At 65.1% G+C, this 21,132-nt stretch carries 30 protein-coding genes; 18 read left to right on the top strand and 12 right to left on the bottom strand.

The features are described 5' to 3' along the window. Window positions 1-53 precede the first annotated feature (53 nt). From chlG to ACTIEZ_RS00625, 4 genes are read left to right on the top strand one after another with little or no spacing between them, the layout of a single operon-like run. Window positions 54-968, top strand: a complete 915-nt coding sequence (gene chlG, locus ACTIEZ_RS00610; RefSeq protein WP_439544701.1) for a chlorophyll synthase ChlG — start codon at window positions 54-56, stop codon at window positions 966-968. After that, the gene (locus ACTIEZ_RS00615) at window positions 965-2,278 is read left to right on the top strand and encodes a BCD family MFS transporter (protein ID WP_439544702.1); all 1,314 of its coding nucleotides are present in this window, start codon (window positions 965-967) and stop codon (window positions 2,276-2,278) included. The genes chlG and ACTIEZ_RS00615 overlap by 4 nt, the downstream gene beginning before the upstream one ends. A gap of 13 nt (window positions 2,279-2,291) precedes the next feature. Next, entirely contained in the window at window positions 2,292-3,539 is a 1,248-nt protein-coding gene (locus ACTIEZ_RS00620) for a geranylgeranyl diphosphate reductase (protein WP_439544703.1), read from the top strand. Between the two features lie 30 nt (window positions 3,540-3,569). Further along, complete coding sequence (locus ACTIEZ_RS00625) at window positions 3,570-4,082, top strand: TspO/MBR family protein (RefSeq protein ID WP_439544704.1); 513 nt, start codon at window positions 3,570-3,572, stop codon at window positions 4,080-4,082. A gap of 54 nt (window positions 4,083-4,136) precedes the next feature. Here the strand turns inward: ACTIEZ_RS00625 and ACTIEZ_RS00630 are convergent, their stop codons facing one another. From ACTIEZ_RS00630 to ccmA, 3 genes are all read right to left on the bottom strand, one after another. Then, window positions 4,137-4,661, bottom strand: coding sequence for a c-type cytochrome (locus ACTIEZ_RS00630; RefSeq protein ID WP_439544705.1), 525 nt, complete (start codon window positions 4,659-4,661; stop codon window positions 4,137-4,139). Between the two features lie 93 nt (window positions 4,662-4,754). Next, on the bottom strand, window positions 4,755-5,381 hold the full coding sequence (gene ccmB / locus ACTIEZ_RS00635; protein ID WP_439544706.1) for a heme exporter protein CcmB: 627 nt from the start codon (window positions 5,379-5,381) through the stop codon (window positions 4,755-4,757). Next, window positions 5,381-6,088, bottom strand: a complete 708-nt coding sequence (gene ccmA / locus ACTIEZ_RS00640; RefSeq protein ID WP_439544707.1) for a heme ABC exporter ATP-binding protein CcmA — start codon at window positions 6,086-6,088, stop codon at window positions 5,381-5,383. The genes ccmB and ccmA overlap by 1 nt, the downstream gene beginning before the upstream one ends. On the opposite strand from ccmA, the gene ACTIEZ_RS00645 reads away from it, so the two are divergent. Beyond that, a complete protein-coding gene (locus tag ACTIEZ_RS00645) occupies window positions 6,078-6,659 on the top strand; it encodes an inner membrane-spanning protein YciB (protein WP_439544708.1) in 582 nt (193 codons plus the stop codon). The genes ccmA and ACTIEZ_RS00645 overlap by 11 nt on opposite strands. On the opposite strand, the gene pspF is transcribed toward ACTIEZ_RS00645, so the two are convergent. Beyond that, entirely contained in the window at window positions 6,660-7,697 is a 1,038-nt protein-coding gene (pspF, locus tag ACTIEZ_RS00650) for a phage shock protein operon transcriptional activator (RefSeq protein WP_439544709.1), read from the bottom strand. Between the two features lie 180 nt (window positions 7,698-7,877). Here pspF and ACTIEZ_RS00655 point away from each other — a divergent pair, with 180 nt between their 5' ends. From ACTIEZ_RS00655 to ACTIEZ_RS00710, 12 genes are all read left to right on the top strand, one after another. Next, entirely contained in the window at window positions 7,878-8,012 is a 135-nt protein-coding gene (locus tag ACTIEZ_RS00655) for a hypothetical protein (RefSeq protein ID WP_439544710.1), read from the top strand. A 110-nt stretch (window positions 8,013-8,122) separates the two neighbouring features. After that, complete coding sequence (pspA, locus tag ACTIEZ_RS00660; RefSeq protein WP_439544711.1) at window positions 8,123-8,800, top strand: phage shock protein PspA; 678 nt, start codon at window positions 8,123-8,125, stop codon at window positions 8,798-8,800. 5 nt (window positions 8,801-8,805) lie between these two features. Next, the gene (gene pspB, locus ACTIEZ_RS00665; RefSeq protein ID WP_439544712.1) at window positions 8,806-9,069 is read left to right on the top strand and encodes an envelope stress response membrane protein PspB; all 264 of its coding nucleotides are present in this window, start codon (window positions 8,806-8,808) and stop codon (window positions 9,067-9,069) included. 25 nt (window positions 9,070-9,094) lie between these two features. Further along, complete coding sequence (locus ACTIEZ_RS00670; RefSeq protein ID WP_439544713.1) at window positions 9,095-9,283, top strand: PspC domain-containing protein; 189 nt, start codon at window positions 9,095-9,097, stop codon at window positions 9,281-9,283. Between the two features lie 51 nt (window positions 9,284-9,334). Continuing rightward, entirely contained in the window at window positions 9,335-9,715 is a 381-nt protein-coding gene (pspC, locus tag ACTIEZ_RS00675) for an envelope stress response membrane protein PspC (RefSeq protein ID WP_439544714.1), read from the top strand. Window positions 9,716-9,726: 11 nt separating this feature from the next. Beyond that, on the top strand, window positions 9,727-10,014 hold the full coding sequence (locus tag ACTIEZ_RS00680) for a hypothetical protein (protein WP_439544715.1): 288 nt from the start codon (window positions 9,727-9,729) through the stop codon (window positions 10,012-10,014). Between the two features lie 11 nt (window positions 10,015-10,025). Further along, window positions 10,026-10,352 carry a hypothetical protein gene (locus tag ACTIEZ_RS00685; protein WP_439544716.1) on the top strand — a complete coding sequence of 109 codons (327 nt, stop codon included), beginning with the start codon at window positions 10,026-10,028 and terminating at the stop codon, window positions 10,350-10,352. 37 nt (window positions 10,353-10,389) lie between these two features. Further along, window positions 10,390-10,635: a hypothetical protein gene (locus ACTIEZ_RS00690; RefSeq protein WP_439544717.1), complete on the top strand. Its 246-nt coding sequence runs from the start codon at window positions 10,390-10,392 to the stop codon at window positions 10,633-10,635. A gap of 22 nt (window positions 10,636-10,657) precedes the next feature. Continuing rightward, entirely contained in the window at window positions 10,658-10,903 is a 246-nt protein-coding gene (locus tag ACTIEZ_RS00695) for a hypothetical protein (RefSeq protein ID WP_439544718.1), read from the top strand. 68 nt (window positions 10,904-10,971) lie between these two features. After that, window positions 10,972-11,385, top strand: a complete 414-nt coding sequence (locus tag ACTIEZ_RS00700; RefSeq protein WP_439544719.1) for a SufE family protein — start codon at window positions 10,972-10,974, stop codon at window positions 11,383-11,385. Continuing rightward, on the top strand, window positions 11,382-11,849 hold the full coding sequence (locus ACTIEZ_RS00705) for a PaaI family thioesterase (RefSeq protein ID WP_439544720.1): 468 nt from the start codon (window positions 11,382-11,384) through the stop codon (window positions 11,847-11,849). Before ACTIEZ_RS00700 ends, ACTIEZ_RS00705 begins: the two co-directional genes overlap by 4 nt. After that, a complete protein-coding gene (locus tag ACTIEZ_RS00710) occupies window positions 11,846-12,307 on the top strand; it encodes a PaaI family thioesterase (protein WP_439544721.1) in 462 nt (153 codons plus the stop codon). Before ACTIEZ_RS00705 ends, ACTIEZ_RS00710 begins: the two co-directional genes overlap by 4 nt. Here ACTIEZ_RS00710 and ACTIEZ_RS00715 read toward each other — a convergent pair. From ACTIEZ_RS00715 to dnaK, 5 genes are all read right to left on the bottom strand, one after another. After that, the gene (locus ACTIEZ_RS00715; RefSeq protein WP_439544722.1) at window positions 12,252-13,352 is read right to left on the bottom strand and encodes a glycerophosphodiester phosphodiesterase; all 1,101 of its coding nucleotides are present in this window, start codon (window positions 13,350-13,352) and stop codon (window positions 12,252-12,254) included. The genes ACTIEZ_RS00710 and ACTIEZ_RS00715 overlap by 56 nt on opposite strands. A gap of 58 nt (window positions 13,353-13,410) precedes the next feature. After that, the gene (gene pgl, locus ACTIEZ_RS00720; RefSeq protein WP_439544723.1) at window positions 13,411-14,112 is read right to left on the bottom strand and encodes a 6-phosphogluconolactonase; all 702 of its coding nucleotides are present in this window, start codon (window positions 14,110-14,112) and stop codon (window positions 13,411-13,413) included. Beyond that, a complete protein-coding gene (locus ACTIEZ_RS00725; protein WP_439544724.1) occupies window positions 14,109-14,888 on the bottom strand; it encodes an SDR family NAD(P)-dependent oxidoreductase in 780 nt (259 codons plus the stop codon). The genes pgl and ACTIEZ_RS00725 overlap by 4 nt, the downstream gene beginning before the upstream one ends. 64 nt (window positions 14,889-14,952) lie before the next feature. Further along, window positions 14,953-16,110 (bottom strand): molecular chaperone DnaJ, encoded by a 1,158-nt coding sequence (gene dnaJ, locus ACTIEZ_RS00730; protein ID WP_439544725.1) that lies wholly within the window; start codon window positions 16,108-16,110, stop codon window positions 14,953-14,955. A gap of 125 nt (window positions 16,111-16,235) precedes the next feature. Beyond that, window positions 16,236-18,134 carry a molecular chaperone DnaK gene (dnaK, locus tag ACTIEZ_RS00735; RefSeq protein WP_439544726.1) on the bottom strand — a complete coding sequence of 633 codons (1,899 nt, stop codon included), beginning with the start codon at window positions 18,132-18,134 and terminating at the stop codon, window positions 16,236-16,238. Window positions 18,135-18,322: 188 nt separating this feature from the next. On the opposite strand from dnaK, the gene ACTIEZ_RS00740 reads away from it, so the two are divergent. After that, the gene (locus tag ACTIEZ_RS00740; protein WP_439544727.1) at window positions 18,323-18,802 is read left to right on the top strand and encodes a vgr related protein; all 480 of its coding nucleotides are present in this window, start codon (window positions 18,323-18,325) and stop codon (window positions 18,800-18,802) included. Here the strand turns inward: ACTIEZ_RS00740 and ACTIEZ_RS00745 are convergent. Genes ACTIEZ_RS00745 through ACTIEZ_RS00755 form a run of 3 tightly spaced genes read right to left on the bottom strand, consistent with a single transcriptional unit; the run spans window position 18,799 to window position 21,100 of the window. Then, complete coding sequence (locus ACTIEZ_RS00745) at window positions 18,799-19,806, bottom strand: NADP-dependent oxidoreductase (RefSeq protein ID WP_439544728.1); 1,008 nt, start codon at window positions 19,804-19,806, stop codon at window positions 18,799-18,801. The two genes, ACTIEZ_RS00740 and ACTIEZ_RS00745, sit on opposite strands and share 4 nt — an antisense overlap. Further along, a complete protein-coding gene (locus ACTIEZ_RS00750) occupies window positions 19,803-20,201 on the bottom strand; it encodes a nuclear transport factor 2 family protein (RefSeq protein ID WP_439544729.1) in 399 nt (132 codons plus the stop codon). The genes ACTIEZ_RS00745 and ACTIEZ_RS00750 overlap by 4 nt, the downstream gene beginning before the upstream one ends. After that, a complete protein-coding gene (locus ACTIEZ_RS00755) occupies window positions 20,198-21,100 on the bottom strand; it encodes an alpha/beta fold hydrolase (RefSeq protein WP_439544730.1) in 903 nt (300 codons plus the stop codon). The genes ACTIEZ_RS00750 and ACTIEZ_RS00755 overlap by 4 nt, the downstream gene beginning before the upstream one ends. Window positions 21,101-21,132: the final 32 nt, after the last annotated feature.

Raw genomic sequence — 21,132 nt, forward strand, 5'->3', positions numbered from 1 at the left:
ATAAGTGTCAAGCAGCGTTGACGCCTTTCCCGCCACGCGACTAGTTTGCCGCAATGGAACATGTGCCGCCCCCGATTGCCGCCGATGCCGCGCCGCGCAGTGTGCCGCGGCCGCGCGACGTGCTGGAATTGCTCAAGCCTGTCACCTGGTTCCCGCCGATGTGGGCCTTCATGTGCGGCGTGGTGTCATCAGGCGTGCCGCTGGCCGACCGCTGGGGGCTGCTGATCGCCGGCATGCTGCTGGCCGGGCCGCTGGTGTGTGGCAACAGCCAGGCGATCAACGACTGGTTCGATCGCCATGTCGATGCCATCAACGAACCGCAGCGCCCGATCCCGTCGGGCCGCATCCCCGGCCGCTGGGGGCTGGGCATCGCGATTGGCGGCAGCATCATCTCGCTGGTTGTCGGCTTCCTGCTCGGGCCGGTGGTGGGCTGGGCGACCGTGGTGGGCCTCGCCATGTCCTGGTCCTATTCGGCGCCGCCGCTGCGTTTCAAGGCCAACGGCTGGCTGGGGCCGCTGGTTTGCGCCGCCGCCTATGAAGGCGTCACCTGGTTCACCGGTGCTGCGGTGATGGCGGGCGGCATCCCTGACAGCCGCATCATCTGGGTGCTGTGCATGTATGCGCTGGGCGCGCACGGCATCATGGTGCTGAATGATTTCAAGGCGGTGAAGGGCGACGCCCAATCCGGCGTCAATTCGCTGCCGGTGCAGATCGGGGAGCGCAACGCCGCCGAAATCGCCTGCTGGACGATGGCGCTGCCACAGGTGGTGGTGATCATCCTGCTGGCGCGCTGGGGGCTGCACTGGCCATCGGCGATGGTGGCATTTTCCCTTTCCATGCAGGTGGTGCTGATGCAGCGCGTGCTGGCCGCGCCGGCGGCCAACGCGCCGTTCTACAACGCCACCGGCACCACGCTTTATGTGCTCGGCATGCTCACATCCGCCTTTGGCCTGTCGGTGATCGTATGAGTGCACCTGCTTACCTCGGTTGGGCCGGCATCGCGCGGCTGGGCCTTGTGCAGAGTGCGCTCGGCGCCATCGTCATGCTGGCGTCCAGCCTGCTCAATCGCATCATGGTCGTCGAATATGCCACCGCCGCGGCATTGCCGGCCGGACTGGTGGCCTTTCATTACGGCGTACAGCTATCCCGCCCGAAATGGGGCCATGGCAGCGATGCCGGCTGGCGGCGCACGCCATGGATCATTGGCGGCATGGCCGTGCTCGGTGGCGGCGGCGTGCTGGCGACCTTTGCCACCACGTTGTTGAACGGCCCGTTCTGGCCGGTGCTTGGCTTGTTGGTGCTGGCCTATGCGATGATCGGCATTGGCGTTGGCGCTTCCGGCACCTCGCTGCTGGCGCTGCTTGCCAGCCGCACCGCCGAGCCGCGCCGGCCCGCAGCGGCCAGCCTGACCTGGATCATGATGATCGTCGGCATCGTCATTTCGGCCGGAGTCGCCGGCAGCCTGCTCGATCCCTTCTCGCCGCAGCGGTTGGTCGCCGTGGCGGCAGGGGTTGTCGCGGTCGCCTTCGCCCTCACCTGCATCGCGGTGTGGGGCGTCGAAGGCGTGCCACAAGCCGAAGCCAAGCGCGACACCGCGCCGTTCGGCGAAGCGCTGCGCGGCATCTGGCACGATCCGCTGACCCGCCTGTTCAGCATCTTCGTGTTCTTCTCGATGCTGGCCTATTCGATGCAGGATCTGATCCTCGAACCGTTCGCCGGCCTGATCTTCGGCATGACGCCGGGCCAATCGACCAGCCTGTCGGGCGTGCAGCACCAGGGCGTGCTCGCCGGCATGATCCTGGTCGGCGTGGGCGGTCATGCGTTTGGCGGGAAGGCGGGTATGCGTCTCAAGCGCTGGATCGTCATCGGCTGTGTGGCATCTGCTGCGGCATTGGCCTTGCTGGCGATGGCGGCGCGCGCCGGGCCGGGCTGGCCTTTGGAGCTGAATGTGGCGGCGCTGGGCTTTGCCAACGGCATGTTCGCGGTCGCCGCGATCGGTTCGATGCTGGAACTGGCCGGCAGAGGTGGTCCGGGCCATGAAGGTATCCGCATGGGCCTGTGGGGCGCAGCGCAGGCTTCGGCGTTCGGCATCGGCGGCTTTGCCGGCGCCATCGCTGTCGATGGCCTGCGCAGCATCGTTGCCGAGACAGCACAGGCATTTGAGCTTGTGTTTGCGGCCGAAGCCGTGCTGTTTCTGGTGGCGGCGGTGATCGCTTTGCGATTGAATGACAACATGAACCCGGCGGGCAGGCCGACACAGCAGGAGGCGTTAGCATGAAGGGCTTTGGAGCATGACCGAACAATTCGACATGGTGGTGGTCGGCGGTGGCCCTTCGGGTGCCACGGCCGCCAATGATCTGGCGTTGCAGGGTTTCAAGGTGATGCTGCTCGATCGCATGGGCCGCATCAAGCCGTGCGGCGGTGCCGTGCCGCCGCGCCTGCTGAAGGATTTCGACGTGCCGCTGGACCTGCTGTGCACCACCGCCAACAGCGCCCGCATGATCAGCCCGCAGGATCGCAAGGTCGATATGCCGGTGGGCGAAGGTGGCTGGGTCGGCATGGTCGATCGCGACGTGTTCGATGAGTGGCTGCGCGCGCGGGCTGCAAAGAACGGCGCCGATCGCCGCGACGGCAGTTTCGAAGCATTGGAACGCGATGCGGACGGCACCGCCATCGTGTCCTACCGCCCCAAGGGCGCGCCGCGTGGCAGCGATCCGATCAAGGTTCGCACCAAGATGCTGATCGGCTGTGATGGCTGCAATTCGGCTGTCGCGCGCGCCGCCTTGCCCGAAGAGAAACTGCCGTTCGTCGCCGCCTATCACGAAGTCGTGGAAAGCCCGCCGGAAGGGTTCAAGGGCTTCGAAGGCGATCGCTGCGACGTGTTCTATCAGGGCAAGCACAGCCCGGATTTCTATGCCTGGGTATTCCCGCACGGCAACAAGACCAGCATCGGCACCGGCAGCGCCGTGCAGGGTTTCGAACTGCGCAAGGCGGTCACCAAACTGCGCGAAGAGCTCGGCTTGGGCGAGGAAACCTGCAAGACGGTGCGGGTCGAAGGCGCGCCCATCCCGCTGCGCCCGCGCAAGAAGTGGGATAATGGCAAGGACGTGGTGGTGGCAGGGGACGCCGCAGGGACCGTGGCCCCGGCCAGCGGCGAAGGCATTTTCTATGCGATGACCGCTGGGCGCGAAGCGGCTGCGGCCGCCGCCGAAGCCGTGAAGAGCGGCGATCCCGCCAAGCTGGGCCTCGCCCGCAAGCGCTTCATGAAGGCGCACGGCACCGTGTTCCGCGTGCTCGGCATCATGCAATGGTGGTGGTATCGCAGCGACACGATGCGCGAGAAGTTCGTGAAGCTGTGCATGGACAAGGATATCCAGCAGCTGACCTGGGAAGCCTATATGAACAAGGAACTGGCGCGCAAGAAGCCGCTGGCCCACGTCAAGATTTTCCTGAAGGACAGCGTGCAACTGGTAACCGGCATATTGTCGGGCGGCGGCGTGCGCGAAGGCAACAAGGCCGGCAAGCGCGCCCAGGTGTGATCCGGCGGGGTTGAGGGAGGGCTGAGCCCCATGGCCCGCCAGAAGACTCGTTTGTCCGAAACCGCCGCCGCACGCTGGGTACTGCCCGGCGCCATTGCCGCCGTTGCTGCCAGCTTCACGGCGGCGGTGGGCGCGACGATCACCGATATCGGCCCCTGGTACCAGGCGCTGGTGCAGCCCGAATGGGCGCCGCCCACCTGGCTGTTCGGCCCGGCGTGGACGGTGATCTTCATGCTGTGCACGATGTCGGGCGTGACGGCGTGGATGGCGACGCGCACCCGCGGCGGCGGCGAGGCAATCATCGGCCTGTTCGCGCTGAACGGCTTTCTCAACCTGCTATGGAGTTTCCTGTTCTTCCGCATGCACCGGCCGGATTATGCCGCGCTGGAAGTCGGCATTCTCTGGAGCAGCATCGCCGCGCTGATCGTCGTCACCTGGCGTGTATCGCGCCCGGCGTCGCTGCTGCTGCTGCCCTATCTGGCGTGGGTAAGTTTTGCGGCGATGCTCAATCGGGCGATTGTCGAACTGAACAGCCCATTTTGAGCACAAAAAATGCCCGGTCAGCAAGCCGACCGGGCACAATGATGTGAGACGAAATCAGCCGTTCGTTTTCAGATAGGCAATCACGTCCGCGCGATCCTGCGGCTGCTTCAGGCCACCAAAGGCCATCTTGGTGCCCGGCATGAACTTCTGCGGCGCTTCGAGATAGGTGAAGAGCACGTCCTCGCTCCAGGCGACGCCGCTTTCCTTGTTGGCCTTGCTGTAGGTGTAGCCGGCAACGGTGCCGGCGGTGCGTCCAACCACGCCATACAGCGACGGGCCGACGCGGTTCTTGCCTTCTTCCACGACATGGCAGGCCTTGCACTGCGCAAACAGCTTCTCGCCCTTGGCGGCATCACCCGTGAGCGAGCTGTAGCTGACGGCCGTTGCCGCAGGGGCCGCGCCGGCTGTTTCGGTGCCGGCGGCTTCCGTGGTGGCCGCTTCGGTAGCGGTGGTTTCGGTGGTGATGGTTTCGGTGGTCGTGGTTTCGGTGGCGACCGGCGCTTCAGCGGCCTTGTCGCTGCCACCGCAGGCAGCGGTCAACAGGGCAGCAGCCAAAGTGGCAACGGGCAGAACACGCATCGAAAATTCCCTTCACAGATACCAAATTGCAATATGTCACAAGGTCGGTTCCGGAACAACCGCGGGCGGCCGCGACGGTTCAATCCGGCTGTCTCAATCCGGTTTCAGGGCGGCTGCCGCAGCGAACGGCCCGACAGCCAGTGCCACCAGGCTGGCCGCACCCAACAGGCGAAACGCGCCAGCCACATCCGATCCCACGCCAAAGATCAGCACCGGCAGCGCCAGCGGCAGCACGATCAACCCGGCCAGCGCGCCGCCGCCGCGCAAGCCCGCGGTCAACGCCGCGGCCACCACCGCCAGGCTGGCCAGCGCCGGCGTGCCGAGCAGCAGCGCCAGGCCGATGCGCAAGCCATCATCGCTGTTCATGCCCAGCAGCACGCCAACCACCGGCAGCGCGGCCAGCAAGGGCAGCGCAAAGCCAACCCAATGCGCCAGGATGCGCGCCGCACACACGAGTTCCAGCGCAATGCCGCGCGCGATCAGTTGGTCGATGCTGCCATCCTCCACGTCGGGCGCCAGCAGGGTTTCCACCGGCAGCAGCGCCGCCAGCAGCGCCGACACCCAGATGATCCCCGGCGCGATCCGCGCCAGCAGCCGCGCATCGGGGCCGACCGCAAACGGAAACAGCGCAGCGGCCAGCACGAAGAACATCACCGGCAGCCACAGCGCCGGCGACCGGGCGATCAGCAACAGATCACGGCGCACGAGAACCAGGAACATCAGCCGATCCGCACTTCGGCGGCATCAGCCAGGCCGATATCGCCATGCACCGCCGCCACCACCAGTCCGCCAGCCGCGCGGTGCGCCGCCATGGCGGTTGCCAGCAACGCCGCCGATGCCGTGTCGAGCCCCGCCGTCGGTTCATCCAGCAACCAGCAATCGGCACCCGCCGACAGCACCCGCGCCAGCCCGGCGCGGCGGCGCTGGCCGCTGGACAGATGCCGGCAGGGCACATCGGCCAAGGCCGCGACATTCATCGCCGCCATCGCCGCCGGCAGCCGCGCCAATCCATCATCCAGCCGCGCCCAATATTCCAGTTCACGGCCCAGGCTTTGCCGCGGCTTCAACGCCACGTCATGCCCCAGAAAGGCGCGCCGGCCGCCGCCGCGCACATCGCCAGCCTCGGCACGCAGCAGGCCGGCGAGCAACCGCAACAGGGATGATTTGCCGGCGCCGTTGCGCCCGGTCAGCAGCAGCGCCCCGCCCGGTTCGACGCGCGCCGACAGGCCTTCGAACAACAGCCGCCCGCCGCGCCGGCACGCGAGATTTTCAAGAACGAGCGGTTCCACCACGGCGTTTGGCTTACCGGCTCGGCCCGGCTTCGTCACCCCCTGCACCCGGGTGACGCACGCCCGAAATCCGGCTATGGCCAGCGCCATGCAGAATGATCGCCCGAAACTGTCCACCACCAGCAGCATGGTTATCAATTTCGGCCCGCTGCTGCTGTTCTTTGCCGCCAGCAAGGCCGGCAAGACTCTGTTCGAGCGGGGCGATCTGCCCGGCCTGGCCGATGCCGAAGTCGCCAGCGCCGTGGTTGGCACCGGCGTGTTCATCCTCGCGTCGCTGCTCGCCGCCATCTGGCATTACGCCAAGACACGCCACCTGCCGGCCGCAATGATCTTCACCACGATCATCGTCGTGCTGTTTGGCGGCCTCACCATCTGGCTGCAGGACAAGGCCTTCATCCAGCTCAAGCCCAGCATCATCTATGGCGCGTTTGCCGCGCTGCTGCTCGGCGGCCTGGCCACTGGCCGGCCGACCCTGCAACTGGTGATGGGCGACGCGCTGCCCGGCCTGTCCGAACGCGGCTGGCGCCTGCTCACCCGCAACTGGGCGCTGATGTTCATCGCCCTGCTCGGCGCCAACGAAGCGGCGCGGCGGCTGCTCAGCTATGATGACTGGCTCAGCTTCAAGGTGTGGGGCGTGACCATCGCCATCTTCGCCTTCACCATGGCGCAGGCGCCATTGTTGGCCAGGCACGGCGTCAAGCTGGACTGATCACTCCCCCAGCAGGTCATGCCGGCGCAGCGCATGGCGCAACTGGTCATAGGTCAGGCCCAGCCCGGCCGCCGTCCGCCGCTGATTGTGCCGGTGTTTTTCCAGCGCACATTCCAGTATCTGCTTTTCATAAATTGCCACCGCACCGCGCAGGTCGGTGATGCTGTCCAGTTTCGGCGGGGGCACGTCACAGGGCTCGGCCGACGCATCGCCACCGTTCGTCACCGCCGCGGCCCGCTGCGACGTTTTCGAGGGCTTGGGCCGCCACGGCGATTCGAACGGATCGATCACCAACTGCCCGATCGGCCGGTCCGCATCGCCCCAGCGGTACAGCGCCCGCTCCACGACATTCTTCAGCTCACGCACATTGCCCGGCCAGTGCCAACTGATCAGCTGCTCCTGCACCCGCGCTGAAAAGCCGGGAAAACGCGGCCAGCCCAGCTCGGCCGCCATCCGCCGCGCGAAATGCGATGCCAGCATGTCGATATCCTCGGCACGCTCTCGGAGCGGCGGCAGCGTGATCACCTCGAAGCTCAGCCGATCGAGCAGATCGGCGCGAAACCGCCCCTGCTCGACCATCGCCGGCAAATCCTCGTTGGTGGCACCGACCAGCCGCACATCGACGCTGATCAGCTTGTTCGAACCCAGCCGCGACAGCTCGCCATATTCCACCACGCGCAGCAATCGCTCCTGCGCCTGGCTCGACAATGTGCCGATCTCATCGAGAAACAGCGTGCCGCCGTCGGCATCTTCAAAACGTCCGGCGCGTGCCCGCTGTGCGCCGGTGAAGGCGCCGGCTTCATAACCGAACAATTCGGCATCGATCAGATTTTCCGGCAGTGCCGCGCAGTTCAGCGAAACCAATGTCTGCGACCAGCGCGGCGACAGGCGGTGCAGGCGGTCGGCGATCAGTTCCTTGCCGGTGCCGCGCTCCCCGATCACCAGCACCGGGCGGTTGAGTGCAGCCGCCGCCGACGCCTTCTCGACCGCATCGAGAAAGCTGAGCGAAGTGCCGATCATCTGCGCCGGAGCAGCCATGCGCAAGAGTTGGCATGAATTCCCAACTCTTGGCAATTCCCACATGAAACTATTTGCCGCACCCCAGGGCGCTTCCATATTTTTCAAGCACTTGGCGGGGAAAGCCCACTTGGCACGACCCCTGCAATACATCTGGCATGAGCGGCACCCGCCGCCACAGTCATAGCAAGGAGACCCCCAATGACCATGTTCCACAATCTCAGCCGCAACCTGATCGCGGTGCTCGCCACCGTCCTGATCGGCACCACCTTCATCGCCGCCGCCACTGCCCCCGCACTGGTGACGCCGACCACAAACAGCGATATCGTTGCGTGACCAACGCGGCGATGGTCGGGGCCTTGGTTCCAGTGCACCGCCCCCCAGCACTTTATCAATCAACGGAACCGGCCCCGACCAACAAATTCGAATTTCTGGAGATACGACCGATGGGCATTTTCTCGCGAACCCGCGATATCATCGCAGCCAATGTGACCGACCTGCTCGACCGGGCTGAAGACCCGGCCAAGATGATCCGCATGATCATCATGGAGATGGAGGAAACATTGGTGGAAGTTCGCGCCTCTGCCGCCCGCACCATCGCCGATCAAAAGGAAATGAAGCGCGCGATGATCAAGGCCAACCAGGCCGTGCAGGACTGGCAGGACAAGGCCGAACTGGCGCTGTCGAAAGGCCGCGAAGACCTGGCCAAGGCCGCCTTGACCGAGAAGAACAAGGCCAAGGCCTTCATCGACACGACGCAGGCCGAGGTCGATCTGCTCAATGAAACGCTGGCTCTGAACGAGGCCGACATCGCCAAGCTGGAAAGCAAGCTGCGCGAAGCCCGGTCCCGCCAGAACGCGCTGATCAACCGCATCGAAAGCGCCACCCAGCGCTCCAGGTTGCGCGAGATGATCCGCGGGCCGCGCGTGGAAGAAGCCTTCAGCCGCTTCGAAGTGCTCGAACGCCGCGCCGACATGGCCGAAGGCCGCGCCGATGCGCTGGGCCTCTCCGGCCCGGGCGACGTGCGCAGCCTGGCCGATGAATTCGCATCGCTGCAGACCAACGACGAAGTGGACGCCGAACTGGCCGCCATGAAGGCGCGCCTCGGCAAGACGGAGGGCTGATCGCCATGGAAGACATCATCGTTCCCGTCGCCATCGTCGGCATGTTGTTCATCGGCTTGCCTGGCCTGATCCTCCATTATCTGACCAAGTGGAAAAGCCAGACCGGCATTTCCAGCCAGGATGAAGCCCTGCTCGATGAACTGCACGAACTCGCCCGCCGCCTCGATCAGCGCCTCGAAAGCGTGGAGCGCATCGTGGCCGCGGAAAACCCCAACTGGAAAGACAATCGGGTGACCGATCTTTCCGAGCAACGCCGCCAGCTCCGCTGACGGCACAGCCTGAAGGAGGCCCAAGATGAGCCGCCAATTTCTCCTCAACAAATCCGATGCCAAGATCATGGGCGTTTGCGCCGGGATCTCCGACTATTTCGGCTGGGATGTCACGCTGATCCGCATCGGCTTTGTGGCTGCCGCCTTGTTCGGCTTCGGATCGCCCGTCCTCATCTATCTGCTCATCGGCGTGATCGCCAAAGCGGCGCGCTGAGGCGCGCATCGCCAGGGGCGCACTGCGGCCCGGCCAACAGGGAAGAACATCATGTCTGCCAGTCGCACCCGTTTCTACCTCGACAAGCGCAACGGCAAGCTGCTGGGCGTCTGCGCGGGCATCGCCGATTATTTCGGCTGGGATGTCACGCTGGTCCGCATCGGTTTTGCCGTCGGCACCATCCTGGGCGGTGGCTCGACCATCCTGGCCTATCTGGCCATCGGCTGGATCGCCAATGCCAAGCCCAATACGCTGTATGACCAGAGCCCGGAACGTGTGGAATTCTGGCGCGATGTGCGGGTGGCGCCCAAGCGCACCCTGCGCGACGTGAACGCCCAGTTCCGCGATGCCGACCGCCGCCTGCGTGACCTGGAATATTATGTCACCAGCGACAGCCGGCAATTGGCTGACGAAATCGAAAAACTGCGCTGAGGGAGGATCAAATGGACGACAATATCCGTTACCTGATCCCGATCTTCGGCACGATGATCCCGATCATCGCCATCACCGGCGGCATCCTGAGCGGCATGTTCAACCGCTGGGCCAAGCTGAAGGAAAAGCAGATGGAGCTGACCGCCCACGCCACCGCCGAGCAGGCTGCGCAATATGCCGCCCGCATCGCGACGCTGGAGGAACGGGTCGCCGTGCTGAACCGGATCGTCACCGATCGCAACGAAGGGCTGGCGGTGCAGATCGAAGCGCTGCGCGACACGCCCAAGCAACTGAACTGAAGGACCGACCGATGGCGCTGGATCCCATCATGATCGAAGCCCTGGCCCCGGTGGCTGCGATCTTCGGTGTCACCGGCCTGATCGGCTGGGTGACGACCACCTGGTTGAAGGTGAAAAACGGTTACCCGCTGGAAAACAGTTGGGGCAAGCCGATGTATCCCAACGGCGGCGGCGAAGCGATGGAGCGCATCCGGCTGCTGAGCCAGGAAAACGCCCAACTGCGTGCCGAATTGGGCAGCATCAAGGATCGCATGGCCGTGCTGGAACGCATCGCCACCGACAAGCCGAGCATGCTCGCCGCCGAAATCGAAGAATTGCGCACCATGAAGCTGAATTGAGCCCGCTGCCCCCGGCGGCCCCACAAAGGACCAAGCCATGAACCCGTTTGAAATGGTGGTGCTGATCGTGTTGATCGTCACCATTGGGAAAGTGCTGTCAGCCCGCTTTGGCAGCAAGGACAATCGCAAGACCCTGAAAACCCACGCCGATGACGGTGCCGAAAATCTGCGCCTGCAGGCCGAGGTTGCCCGGCTGAACGACCGGCTGCGGGTGCTGGAGCGCCTCGCCACCGATCCGGCCAAGCGCCTCGCCGACGAAATCGAATCGCTCAAAGACAAATGACCGAAAAGGAAAGGAAGCTGCCATGTCCCCGCCAGTGCCTTCCGTTGAATATCTGCTCATCCTGTCCAGCGCCGCCTTGATCGGCATCGCCATGCTGGGCAGCCTGGCCGCCTGGAGTTGGGCGGGCTGGCTGAAGCTGAAGACCCGCGAACTCGATGCCCGCCCGTTTGGGGAAGACCTGCCGGCAATCAGCCAGCGCATCGATCTGGCCGATCTGAAGGAACGCATCCGCAAGCTGGAAGCCATTGCGGCGGGTGTGGACCTTTGAATCACGACACCCCTGCGGCAAGCCGCAGGGGTTGACCGGCCCGGCCATGGGCAGCAAGGAAACGCGCCATGGCCATCACCACTTTCGATGATGTCGAAGCCGAATTCGAAGCCTTCGACGATTGGGACGACCGTTACCGGTTGATCATCGCGCTGGGCCAGGCCCTGCCAGCGATGGACCCCGCCCTGAAAACCGACGCCACCAAGGTGCGCGGCTGCGCCAGCCAGGTGTGGCTGCATCCCAGCCTGGATGGCGATGTGCTGCGCTTTGCCGCCGACAGCGATGCCGCCATCGTCAAGGGCCTGGTCGCGCTGGTGCTGATGCTCGCCGATGGCCGCCACCCCGAAGATATCGACGGCGCCACCATCAAGGCGCGGCTGGACGGGCTCGGCCTGTCGAAGCATCTGTCGTCCAATCGCACGCAGGGCCTCGCCTCCATGATTGCCCGTATCGATACGCTCGCCAAAAGCAGCGCCGCATGACCGCCAGCTTCGCCGATCAGGTCGGCCAGTTCATGGGGCCGTTCGTTGGCCGGGTGCCGCACAACAAGCGGCTGGGCCTGCGTTTCGTCACCGCCGGAACAAACTGGGTGGAACTGCAACTGCCGTTCGCGCCGCACCTGCTGGTCGATCCCGATCATGGCATCTGGGCGTCCGGCCCGATCTTCACCCTGATGGACACGGCGGTGGGCATGGCATCGATGCTGGCCCGCGGCGCCTTCGAACCGCACGCGACATTGGATTTGCGCACCGATTATGTGCGGTCCCCCCGTGCGCAAGCCACGGTCATCGCACGCGGCGAATGTTATCGCATGACCCGCCAGATCGCCTTCGTGCGCGGCCTCGCCCATGATGGCGATCCGGCCGATCCGATCGCGCATGTGGCCGGCACCTTCATGTTTGCGCCATCGAAACTGGCCGAAGGCTGGAAGGGCAGCATGGCATGACCAGCCCGCTGCTTGCTGCCACGCTGAAAAACGCGTCGGGCCGGCTCGACCTGCTGCCCTATGCGGCGCTGCTCGACCTGTCGTTCGAGCGGGTCGGGGACGAACTGCACCTGATCATGCCGTTTGATGACACGCTGATCGGATCACCGGGCCGGCTGCATGGCGGCGCGATTGCCGGTCTGCTCGAACTGGCCGGGCTGCTCACCGTGATCGCCGCCCAGCCCGACGGCGAAGCGCTGCCGCGCGTGCGCCCCGTGACGGTGACAGTGGATTATATGCGCGAAGGCGCCGCCACGGAAAGCCGCGCGACTGCCAGCATCACCAAGCTGGGCCGCCGCGTGGTGAATGTGCAGGCGCAGGTTTGGCAGGGCAGCCGCGACAAGCCGATTGCCGCGGCGCACATCAATTTCGTGCTGGATTGGCCCCAGGTGCCAGTTCAGCCGGCGCCAGTGCCCTGACCGCCGCCGCGGTCGAATCGCTGAACAGGCCATCGATGCCGGCGGCCAGATAGGCGCGGATTTCCGCCTCCACATCGCCGCGACCCCGTGGATCGGTACCGGCCTTCATGTCGGCCGGCAGGAAGAAATTCTCCGGCCGGAACGTCCAGGGGTGCACATTCAGGCCCACCGCATGGGCGTTGGCCACCAGGCTGGTCGGCGCGCCCAATTTGCCGGCGGCATCGCGCGCTATGATCATCGTCTTTTCCGGGCCAATGCCAAACGCATAAGCGGCAATTCCCCGCAATCCGCCGGCCGTCGCCAGCGCCGCATAATCATGGCCATCGGCAGACTTCCCGGCCGGCGCCAGCAACTGGATCAGGCGCACGCCGGTCTGGCCCTTGAGCACCTTCAGATTGTCGATCTCGAAACTCTGGATGAACACCGGCGCGTCGGCCGTGTTCCAGCCCGCCGCCGCCAGTTCCTTCAGCAGCACCGGCTCGATCGGCAGGCCCAGACCGCGGAAATAGCTCGGGTGCTTGGTTTCGGGATAGATGCCGATCGTGCGCCCGGTGCGCGCCGACGCCGTCTTGGCCAAGGTGATGATTTCCGCCAGCGTCGGGATCTCGAACTGGCCATCAAAGGCCGCATTGTCCGGGCGCAACTGCGGCAGGCGCTCCCGGGCGCGCAGCGTCTTCAGTTCGGCCAGGGTGAAATCCTCGGTGAACCAGCCGGTCACCGTCTCGCCGTCGATGGTCTTGGTGGCCTTGCGCGCCGCAAATTCCGGGCGCGCTGCGACATCGGTGGTGCCGGAAATCTCGTTCTCGTGCCGCGCCACCAGCTGATGATCCTTGGTCGGCACCAGGTCCGGCTCGATGAAATCGGCGCCCTGTTCGATGGCGCGCTCGTACGCCGCCAGCGTATGCTCCGGCCGCTCCGCACTGGCGCCGCGATGCGCGATGATCAGCGGCGGCCCGGGCGGCGGCGCCGGCACAGCTGTGTCTCTGGGGGGCGGAGCAGCAGCCATCAGCAACATCACCAGCGGCAAGAGGATCGAACGCATCATCCTACCCGCCTACCCCGCCCAGATGACAGAAAAAAGTCCGCGGCGCCGGCCGGCGTCTTCAGGCACACCAGTGGATATCGATGTCCATGTCCAGCTCGGCGAGCAGGCGCCCGATCGGCAACAGGCTCGACGCGCCCTGCTTGATCGCCTGTTCCACCGTCCGGCGCTTGGCCTGGCCGCTCAGCACCAGCGTGACAACGCGCGCGGTGGCCAAAGTCGGCCCGGTCAACGTCACGCGCGGCACCGGCGCTTCGGCCGGCATCGGATCGGGACGCACCCCGATGGCCCGCCGCGCTTTCGGGCCGGCAATGGCGGCATCGAAATCCGGGCCCGGAAAGATCGAGGCAGTGTGGCCATCTTCGCCAACCCCCAGCCAGGCGACATCCAGCGGAAATTCCAGATCGGCCAGCCGTTCATCAGCCGCGCGGCCAGCCATCACCGGATCGCTCTCGCCGGCGGTCAACGGCACGACTCGCGCCTTCTTCGGCAGGAAAATCTTGGCGAGCATCCCGGCATTGGACAGTGGATCGGTAACCGGCACCAGCCGATCATCGGTGGGGATGATGGTCACATCCGCCCACTCGATCGGCATCGCCGCCAGCTTCTTCAGCGCTGGCAATGGCGTGGCGCCACCGGGAAAGGCCACCGTGGCGCGGCCGCGCGCCTCCAACGCCTGGTTGATGATATAGGCAATATCGCCGGCGACCGCTTCGGCCATCTCCTCGGCGTCGTCATAGTCCCACCATTCGGCTTCGATCACGAATCATCTCCAACAGGCACGGTATAGTTGAGGGCAAGCCGGCCGCCGTCGGCATAGAGTGTCTCGCCGGTAATGTAACTGGCTTCGTCGCTGAGCAGGAAGGCCGCGATGGCGGCGATTTCCTCTGGCTCACCGGCGCGGCCCAGCGGCGTGCGCGACATGATCTGCATGCGCGCGGCGGCATCGGCCATCACGGCGTTCCTCGCCAGTTCGGTCAGGATGGTGCCCGGCCCGATGCCGACCACGCGGATCCTGTGCGGCGCCAGCGCCACGGCGGTGTTGCGGGTGAGTTGGTTCAGGCCGCCCTTGGCGACATTATAGGCGAGCAGTGTCGGGATGGTGAGCAGCGCGTTGACGCTGGACATGTTGACGATCACGCCGCCGCCCGCGGCCTGCATGTGCGGCACGGCCAATTGCGTGGCGTGGAAGGCGGCGGTCAGGTTGGTGGCGATCACGCGATCATATTGCTCGGGCGTTTCGGTAAGAATATCGCCCTTGGGCGCGATGCCGGCATTGTTGACCAGGCCATCCAGCCCGCCGAAGCGCGCGACTGTGGCAGCAATGGCTGCAGCGATGGCATCACGGCTGGTGACGTCGCAATCGATGAACGCCGCAGCATCGCCCAGTTCCGTCGCCCGCGCTTCGCCGTCCGGCAGCACATCGGCGAGCATCACATGGGCACCTTCGGCCACGCAGCGCTGCGCGATGGCCAGGCCAAGCCCGCGGGCGGCGCCAGTGACGAGGATGCGGCGATTGACGAGGCGAGCAGGGTCCATGCGCGGCGATTAGCGCAAGTGGGGTGGCACGACCACCCCTCTCCCCCTGGGGGAGAGGGGAAACTCAGTCCGTCAATTCGTTCCAGGCGTCCTTCAGCTTGTCGAAAAAGCCCTGCGCCTTGGGCGTGTTGCGCCCGCCTTCGCTGGTCTCGATCGCCTGAAATTCCTCCAGCAATTCGCGCTGGCGCTTGGTCAATTTCACCGGCGTTTCCACCTCGACCTGGATCACCAGATCGCCGAAACCACCGCTGTTCAGCGCCGGCATGCCCTTGCCGCGCACACGGAATTGCTTGCCGGTCTGGGTGCCGGCCGGCACCTTGATCACGGTCTTTTCGCGGTCCAGCGCCGGCACATCGATATCGCCGCCCAGCGCGGCCGTGGTGATCGACAGCGGCGCCACCGTGAACAAGGTGGTGCCGTCGCGCTTGAAGACGTCATGCGCCTTCAGATGCACGAAGATATACAGGTCGCCCGACGGGCCGCCGCGCGTGCCGGCTTCGCCTTCGTTGGCGACGCGGATGCGGGTGCCATCGTCCACACCCTTGGGCACATTCACATTCAGCGTTTTCTGCTTTTCGACCCGGCCGGCGCCGCCGCAACTGGTGCAGGGATCGGCGATGATCTGGCCCTGGCCATGGCAGGCCGGGCAGGTCCGCTCCACCATGAACAGGCCCTGGCGCATGCCGACGCGGCCATTGCCGCCGCAGGTGGTGCAGGCGCGTGCCGATGTGCCGGGCTTGGCGCCCTGGCCACCGCATGGCTCACAGGTGGCGGCCACATCGATGGTCAATGTCGCCTGGCGGCCGTGATAGGCCTCCTCCAGAGTCATCTCCAGATCATAGCGCAAATCGCTGCCGCGCGCCGGGCCGCCGCGCCGGCCACCGCCGCGCTGGCCGCCGCCCATGAATTCCCCGAACACGCTTTCGAAAATATCGGCAAAGCCGCCGAAATCCTGCGCGCCGCCACCGCCCCCAAAACCATTGGCGCCGCCCTGCCGGAAAGCGGCATGACCATAACGATCATAGGCGGACCGCTTCTGCGGGTCCTTCAGCACATCATAGGCTTCGCTGATCGCCTTGAACTTCTGTTCGGCCACCGCATCGCCGGGGTTGCGATCGGGGTGAAATTTCATCGCCAGCCGGCGATAGGCGGATTTCAGCGCGGCCTCATCGGCACCGCGTTCCACCTCGAGCAGTTCATAATAATCGGTTTCGGTCGCCATCAAGAATCCCCCTCCCCTTCAGGGGAGGGGCCGGGGGTGGGGCCGTGCAAATATGCACACCCCGCCCCCGGCCAAAGCCATTCCCCACCGCCAACCCCTCCCCTTCAGGGGAGGGAAGCAGGCCTTTACTGCTTGCCTTCGTCCACGTCCGTGAACTCGGCGTCGACGACATCGTCGGTCTTGGCCGCATCCGGCGCCGGTTGGGCGGCGGCAGCCTGCTCGGCCTGATAGATCGCCTCGCCCAGCTTCATCGCGACCTGGCCCAGCGCCTGCACGCGGGCATTGATCAGTTCGGCATCGCCCGAATCCATCACCGATTTCACATCGGCGATCGCGGTTTCGATATTGGACTTCACGTCGGCCGCAAGTTTGTCGCCATGTTCGGCCAACTGGCGTTCGGTGCTGTGCACCAGGCTGTCGGCCTGGTTGCGGGCTTCGGCGCTGGCGCGGCGCTTCTTGTCTTCTTCGGCAAAGGCTTCAGCATCGCGCACCATCTGGTCGATATCGGCCTGGCTCAACCCGCCCGACGGCTGGATGCGGATCTGCTGTTCCTTGCCGGTGCCCTTGTCCTTGGCGTTCACACTCACCAGCCCATTGGCATCGATATCGAAGGTCACCTCGATCTGCGGCACGCCGCGCGGCGCCGGCGGAATGCCGACCAGATCGAACTGGCCCAACATCTTGTTGTCCGCCGCCATTTCGCGCTCACCCTGGAACACGCGGATCGTCACCGCCGACTGGTTGTCGTCGGCCGTCGAATAGACCTGGCTCTTCTTGGTCGGAATCGTCGTGTTGCGATCGATCATGCGGGTGAACACACCGCCCAGCGTCTCGATGCCAAGGCTCAGCGGAGTCACATCGAGCAGCAGCACGTCCTTCACATCGCCCTGCAGCACGCCGGCCTGGATCGCGGCGCCCATGGCGACCACTTCATCCGGGTTGACGCTGGTGTTGGGCTCCTTGCCGAACAATTCCTTCACGAAGGCGCGCACGCGCGGCATGCGGGTCATGCCGCCAACCAGAATCACTTCATCCAGATCACCCGGCTTCACGCCGGCTTCCTTGATGGCATCCAGGCACGGCTTGCGGGTGCGCTCGATCAGATCCAGCACCAGCTTTTCCAGATCGGTGCGGGTGATGGACTTCACCAGATGCTTAGGACCGTTCTGGTCCGCGGTGATGAACGGCAGGTTCACTTCGGTCGCCGCCGAGGACGACAGCTCGATCTTGGCCTTTTCCGCGGCTTCCTTCAGGCGCTGCAGGGCCAATTTGTCCTTGGTCAGATCGATGCCTTCGGCTTTCTTGAAATCGGCAGCCAGAAATTCCACCAGCTTGGCGTCGAAATCCTCACCGCCCAGGAAGGTGTCGCCCGACGTGCTCTTCACTTCGAACACGCCATCGCCCAGTTCCAGGATGGAGATGTCGAAGGTACCGCCGCCCAGATCGTACACGGCCACAGTGCGGGCATCATTCTTCTTGTCGAGGCCATAGGCCAGCGCGGCGGCGGTCGGCTCGTTGATGATGCGCAGCACTTCCAGGCCAGCGATCTTGCCGGCGTCCTTGGTGGCCTGGCGCTGCGCGTCGTTGAAATAGGCCGGCACGGTGATGACGGCCTGCGTCACGGTTTCGCCGAGATAGGATTCGGCGGTTTCCTTCATCTTCTGCAGGATGAAGGCGGAAATCTGCGACGGGCTGTAATCCTGGCCACCGGCATGCACCCAGGCATCGCCATTGCTGCCGCGCGCGATCTGATAGGGCACCAGTTCGGCATCCTTGGCAGTCAACGGATCATCGAAGCGGCGGCCGATCAGGCGCTTCACGGCAAATACGGTGTTCGACGGGTTGGTGACGGCCTGGCGCTTGGCCGGCTGGCCGACCAGACGCTCGCCATCCTTGGTGAAGGCGACCTGCGACGGCGTGGTGCGCGCGCCTTCGGCATTTTCAATCACGCGCGGCGCAGAGCCTTCCATCACGGCCACGCAGCTGTTGGTGGTGCCCAGATCGATCCCGATAACTTTTGCCATCTCGGCGCTTCCTTGTTCTGTGGGCCCGAACCCCATGCGCCCCATGAAGGCAGCGCGGCAGGATCGTCCCTGGTTGGCAATATTGGCCGGTGCCCCCGACCGTTCACATCGAGCAGTTCGTATGGGGGCGATATAGGAAGCGAATCCGGGGCTGCAAGACGGCGACCAAGCGATTAACGGAACCAATGATGGGCAAACATGATGACTCTGTGCCGCAGGTACGCCGGCTGACCGTCGGCGAAACCGCGCTGGCGGCCAGTGTGTTCGGCGATGCGCTGGACCTGGGGCGGGTGACGGTGCGCCGCGCCAAATGGTATGCGCTGCACCCCTGGTGGGTGACGATGGCGCCCGATGGCCATATCTGGTGCCACCCCAACGGCCCCAACTGGTGCGCCGATTATGCCGCCGCCTCGCCGGGCTTTCAGGCGCATTTCGTCCATGAACTGGTGCATGTGTGGCAGGTGCAGACGGACGGCCACCTGGCCCTGCGCCGGCCGCCGTGGGCGCGCTATCGCTATGCCATCGTGCCGGGGAAGCCCTTCAATCGCTACGGCCTCGAACAACAGGCCTGCATCGTGGAGAACGCGTTTCGGGCGCGGCTGCGCGGCGATGGCGAAACGCTGGCACGACTGGCGCCGATCCTGCCGTTCGGAGGGTGGACGGCTTAAGGCGCACTCACCTCGATCAGCAACTTGCCGAAATTGCCGCCGGTATAAAGCTCGCGCACCGTCGCAACGGCGTTCTCCAGGCCGGGGCGGATGTCCTGGCGGGTTTTGAGCTGCCCGCCCAGCATCCAGCCCGCCAGCGCGGCGCCGCTTTCGGCAAAGCGCGGCGCAAAATCCGTCACGATGAAACCGCGGATCGCCAGCCGCCGCATCAGGATCATCGTCCAGAAGCCCGGCTCTTCGGTGGGGTTCACATCGTTGTAGGTGGAGATCATTCCGCACAGCGGCACCCGGCCGAACAATTTCATGCGTTTCAGCACCTCGACCATGATCGGGCCGCCGACCTGCTCGAAATTGATGTCGATCCCGTCCGGTGCCAACCGATCCAGCGCCGCGCCAACGTCTTCGTTCTTGTAATCGATGCAGGCATCGAAGCCCAATTCGTTCACCACATAATCGCACTTGGCGCGGCCCCCCGCGATGCCGATCACCTTGCAGCCCTTGATCTTGCCGATCTGGCCGACGATCTGCCCGACGCCGCCGGCCGCCGCCGACACCACCAGAGTCTCGCCGGGCTTGGGCTGGCCGATATCCAGCAGGCCGAAATAGGCGGTCGGCCCAACCAGCGCCAGCGTGCCATAGGTGGCGGCCAGCGGCACGCCCGGCAATTCGGGCAGCGGCGACAGGAAGCTGCCATCCGAAACGATATGATCCGCCCATTCGCCCAGGCCCGCCATGATCTGGCCTTCCGAAACCCCAGGCTTGCGGCTGGCGATCACCCGGCCACACACGCCGGCGCGCATCGGCGCCCCGATGGCAACGGGGGGCATGTACTGCTCCATGTCGCTCATCCAGATGCGGTTGGTGGGATCGAGGCTGATATAGATCACCTGCAGCAGGATCTGCCCTTCGGCCAGATCGGGCAGGGTTTCGGTCACCAGTTCCAGATCGCTGTCGGCGATGTCGCCAACCGGGCGGCGGGCCAGTTTCCACACTTTACGGATCATGTCGTCTTCCCCTGTTTCATCGCAGCTTCAGTTGCTGCTGCCTCTGCCACATCAATGCCGTGCGCTTCATAAAATTGCAGCCGATCGAAATAGCCGCGCTGAAACACGATAAGCCCGCCCTGCACCCGGAAAAAGCCGCAGCCGCGAAAGCCCTTCGGGTCGGACCATTCCAGCACCGCCCATTCGCCATCGACCAGCAACTGCTCGATCACGCAGACCATCTGCGCACGGCCGAACTCCATCGCGAACATGGCGCGGATCGCGTCCCGGCCCGCCAACGGCCCATAGGCCATCTGGTGATTGACCGCGTCGGGGGCATAAAGCGCCGCCAGGCCATCGACATCGCCGATGTTGAACGCCTCCACCCAGGCCAGCACGATCCTGCGCGGCGTCATGATATCCCTTCCAGGAACCCACCCAGCGCGGCCATCACCGCCGGCTCGGTCAGGCTCGGTGGATGGCCGACACGCGGCACCGTCAAGCAGGTCAGGCCAGGCAGGCGCCGCGCCATTTCGGCTTGCGTTGCCGCCGACAGCACATCCGAACGCTCGGCCCGAATCGACAGCACCGGCAAGCCGGCGAGGCTGTCATACGCGGCCCAGTAATCGGCGCCGGCATCGCCGTGCGGCAACCGGAACGGCTCGGCGATGCGCGGATCATAATCGAAGATGATGCGGCCCTGGGGACTGATCCGGCACAGGCGCTTGGCAAAGGCCAGCCAGTCATTCAGCCCCCAATCGGGATAGATGGCCAAATTGCGCACCGCCAGGTCGCGCGCCGCATGCACCCAGGTCGGCCAATTGCCGCCGCGCCCGACATTGGCGCGCAGCCGTGCCAGCCCGTCCGGCTCGATCGCCGGGCCGATATCATTCAGGATCGCGCCAGCCATCGCTGCGCGGTGCGCCGTCGTCAGCCGCAGCGCCAGCAAACCGCCCAACGATGATCCCAGCACCACAAAACGCTGCAGCCCGGCCGCATCGATCAGCAGCGACAAATCGCGCAGATAGGTCAGCGACACATAGGACAGCGAATCCCGCGCCCAGCCCGATTCGCCGCGCCCGCGCAGATCAACGGCGACAATGCGCCATTGCGTGCCCAACTGCTCGGCAAGATGCACGAAATCGCTGCCGTTGCGGGTCAGACCGGGCAGACACAGCAATGCAGGCCGTTGTTTTGGCACGCTTGGCGCCATATGATCATGCCAGCACAGCCGCACATTGTCCGGCGACCAGACATGGCCAGCCTGCCAGCCGGCAGCCGGCAACAGGCGAGATGAGGCAGCAGCGGTCGCCATGATTTTGACTCTGACTCAACTCCCGCGCTATA

This window comes from Sandarakinorhabdus sp. (assembly GCF_051860625.1).
GTDB lineage: Bacteria > Pseudomonadota > Alphaproteobacteria > Sphingomonadales > Sphingomonadaceae > Sandarakinorhabdus.

What these genes read in the sequence shown, in the direction of transcription:
- pspF (WP_439544709.1), bottom strand. Translation starts at nt 7,697, where the DNA reads ATGGCTGCTCCGGCGCAGATGATCGGCACTTCGCTCAGCTTTCTCGAT.
- ACTIEZ_RS00630 (WP_439544705.1), bottom strand. Translation starts at nt 4,661, where the DNA reads ATGCGTGTTCTGCCCGTTGCCACTTTGGCTGCTGCCCTGTTGACCGCT.
- ACTIEZ_RS00695 (WP_439544718.1), top strand. Translation starts at nt 10,658, where the DNA reads ATGTCCCCGCCAGTGCCTTCCGTTGAATATCTGCTCATCCTGTCCAGC.
- ACTIEZ_RS00685 (WP_439544716.1), top strand. Translation starts at nt 10,026, where the DNA reads ATGGCGCTGGATCCCATCATGATCGAAGCCCTGGCCCCGGTGGCTGCG.
- ccmB (WP_439544706.1), bottom strand. Translation starts at nt 5,381, where the DNA reads ATGTTCCTGGTTCTCGTGCGCCGTGATCTGTTGCTGATCGCCCGGTCG.
- dnaK (WP_439544726.1), bottom strand. Translation starts at nt 18,134, where the DNA reads ATGGCAAAAGTTATCGGGATCGATCTGGGCACCACCAACAGCTGCGTG.
- ACTIEZ_RS00690 (WP_439544717.1), top strand. Translation starts at nt 10,390, where the DNA reads ATGAACCCGTTTGAAATGGTGGTGCTGATCGTGTTGATCGTCACCATT.
- pspA (WP_439544711.1), top strand. Translation starts at nt 8,123, where the DNA reads ATGGGCATTTTCTCGCGAACCCGCGATATCATCGCAGCCAATGTGACC.
- chlG (WP_439544701.1), top strand. Translation starts at nt 54, where the DNA reads ATGGAACATGTGCCGCCCCCGATTGCCGCCGATGCCGCGCCGCGCAGT.
- ACTIEZ_RS00715 (WP_439544722.1), bottom strand. Translation starts at nt 13,352, where the DNA reads ATGATGCGTTCGATCCTCTTGCCGCTGGTGATGTTGCTGATGGCTGCT.
- ACTIEZ_RS00705 (WP_439544720.1), top strand. Translation starts at nt 11,382, where the DNA reads ATGACCGCCAGCTTCGCCGATCAGGTCGGCCAGTTCATGGGGCCGTTC.
- dnaJ (WP_439544725.1), bottom strand. Translation starts at nt 16,110, where the DNA reads ATGGCGACCGAAACCGATTATTATGAACTGCTCGAGGTGGAACGCGGT.
- ACTIEZ_RS00625 (WP_439544704.1), top strand. Translation starts at nt 3,570, where the DNA reads ATGGCCCGCCAGAAGACTCGTTTGTCCGAAACCGCCGCCGCACGCTGG.
- ACTIEZ_RS00645 (WP_439544708.1), top strand. Translation starts at nt 6,078, where the DNA reads ATGGTTATCAATTTCGGCCCGCTGCTGCTGTTCTTTGCCGCCAGCAAG.
- ACTIEZ_RS00620 (WP_439544703.1), top strand. Translation starts at nt 2,292, where the DNA reads ATGACCGAACAATTCGACATGGTGGTGGTCGGCGGTGGCCCTTCGGGT.
- ACTIEZ_RS00745 (WP_439544728.1), bottom strand. Translation starts at nt 19,806, where the DNA reads ATGATCCGTAAAGTGTGGAAACTGGCCCGCCGCCCGGTTGGCGACATC.
- pspC (WP_439544714.1), top strand. Translation starts at nt 9,335, where the DNA reads ATGTCTGCCAGTCGCACCCGTTTCTACCTCGACAAGCGCAACGGCAAG.
- pspB (WP_439544712.1), top strand. Translation starts at nt 8,806, where the DNA reads ATGGAAGACATCATCGTTCCCGTCGCCATCGTCGGCATGTTGTTCATC.
- ACTIEZ_RS00740 (WP_439544727.1), top strand. Translation starts at nt 18,323, where the DNA reads ATGGGCAAACATGATGACTCTGTGCCGCAGGTACGCCGGCTGACCGTC.
- ACTIEZ_RS00755 (WP_439544730.1), bottom strand. Translation starts at nt 21,100, where the DNA reads ATGGCGACCGCTGCTGCCTCATCTCGCCTGTTGCCGGCTGCCGGCTGG.
- ACTIEZ_RS00670 (WP_439544713.1), top strand. Translation starts at nt 9,095, where the DNA reads ATGAGCCGCCAATTTCTCCTCAACAAATCCGATGCCAAGATCATGGGC.
- ACTIEZ_RS00710 (WP_439544721.1), top strand. Translation starts at nt 11,846, where the DNA reads ATGACCAGCCCGCTGCTTGCTGCCACGCTGAAAAACGCGTCGGGCCGG.
- ACTIEZ_RS00615 (WP_439544702.1), top strand. Translation starts at nt 965, where the DNA reads ATGAGTGCACCTGCTTACCTCGGTTGGGCCGGCATCGCGCGGCTGGGC.
- ACTIEZ_RS00700 (WP_439544719.1), top strand. Translation starts at nt 10,972, where the DNA reads ATGGCCATCACCACTTTCGATGATGTCGAAGCCGAATTCGAAGCCTTC.
- ACTIEZ_RS00750 (WP_439544729.1), bottom strand. Translation starts at nt 20,201, where the DNA reads ATGACGCCGCGCAGGATCGTGCTGGCCTGGGTGGAGGCGTTCAACATC.
- ACTIEZ_RS00680 (WP_439544715.1), top strand. Translation starts at nt 9,727, where the DNA reads ATGGACGACAATATCCGTTACCTGATCCCGATCTTCGGCACGATGATC.
- ACTIEZ_RS00725 (WP_439544724.1), bottom strand. Translation starts at nt 14,888, where the DNA reads ATGGACCCTGCTCGCCTCGTCAATCGCCGCATCCTCGTCACTGGCGCC.
- ACTIEZ_RS00655 (WP_439544710.1), top strand. Translation starts at nt 7,878, where the DNA reads ATGACCATGTTCCACAATCTCAGCCGCAACCTGATCGCGGTGCTCGCC.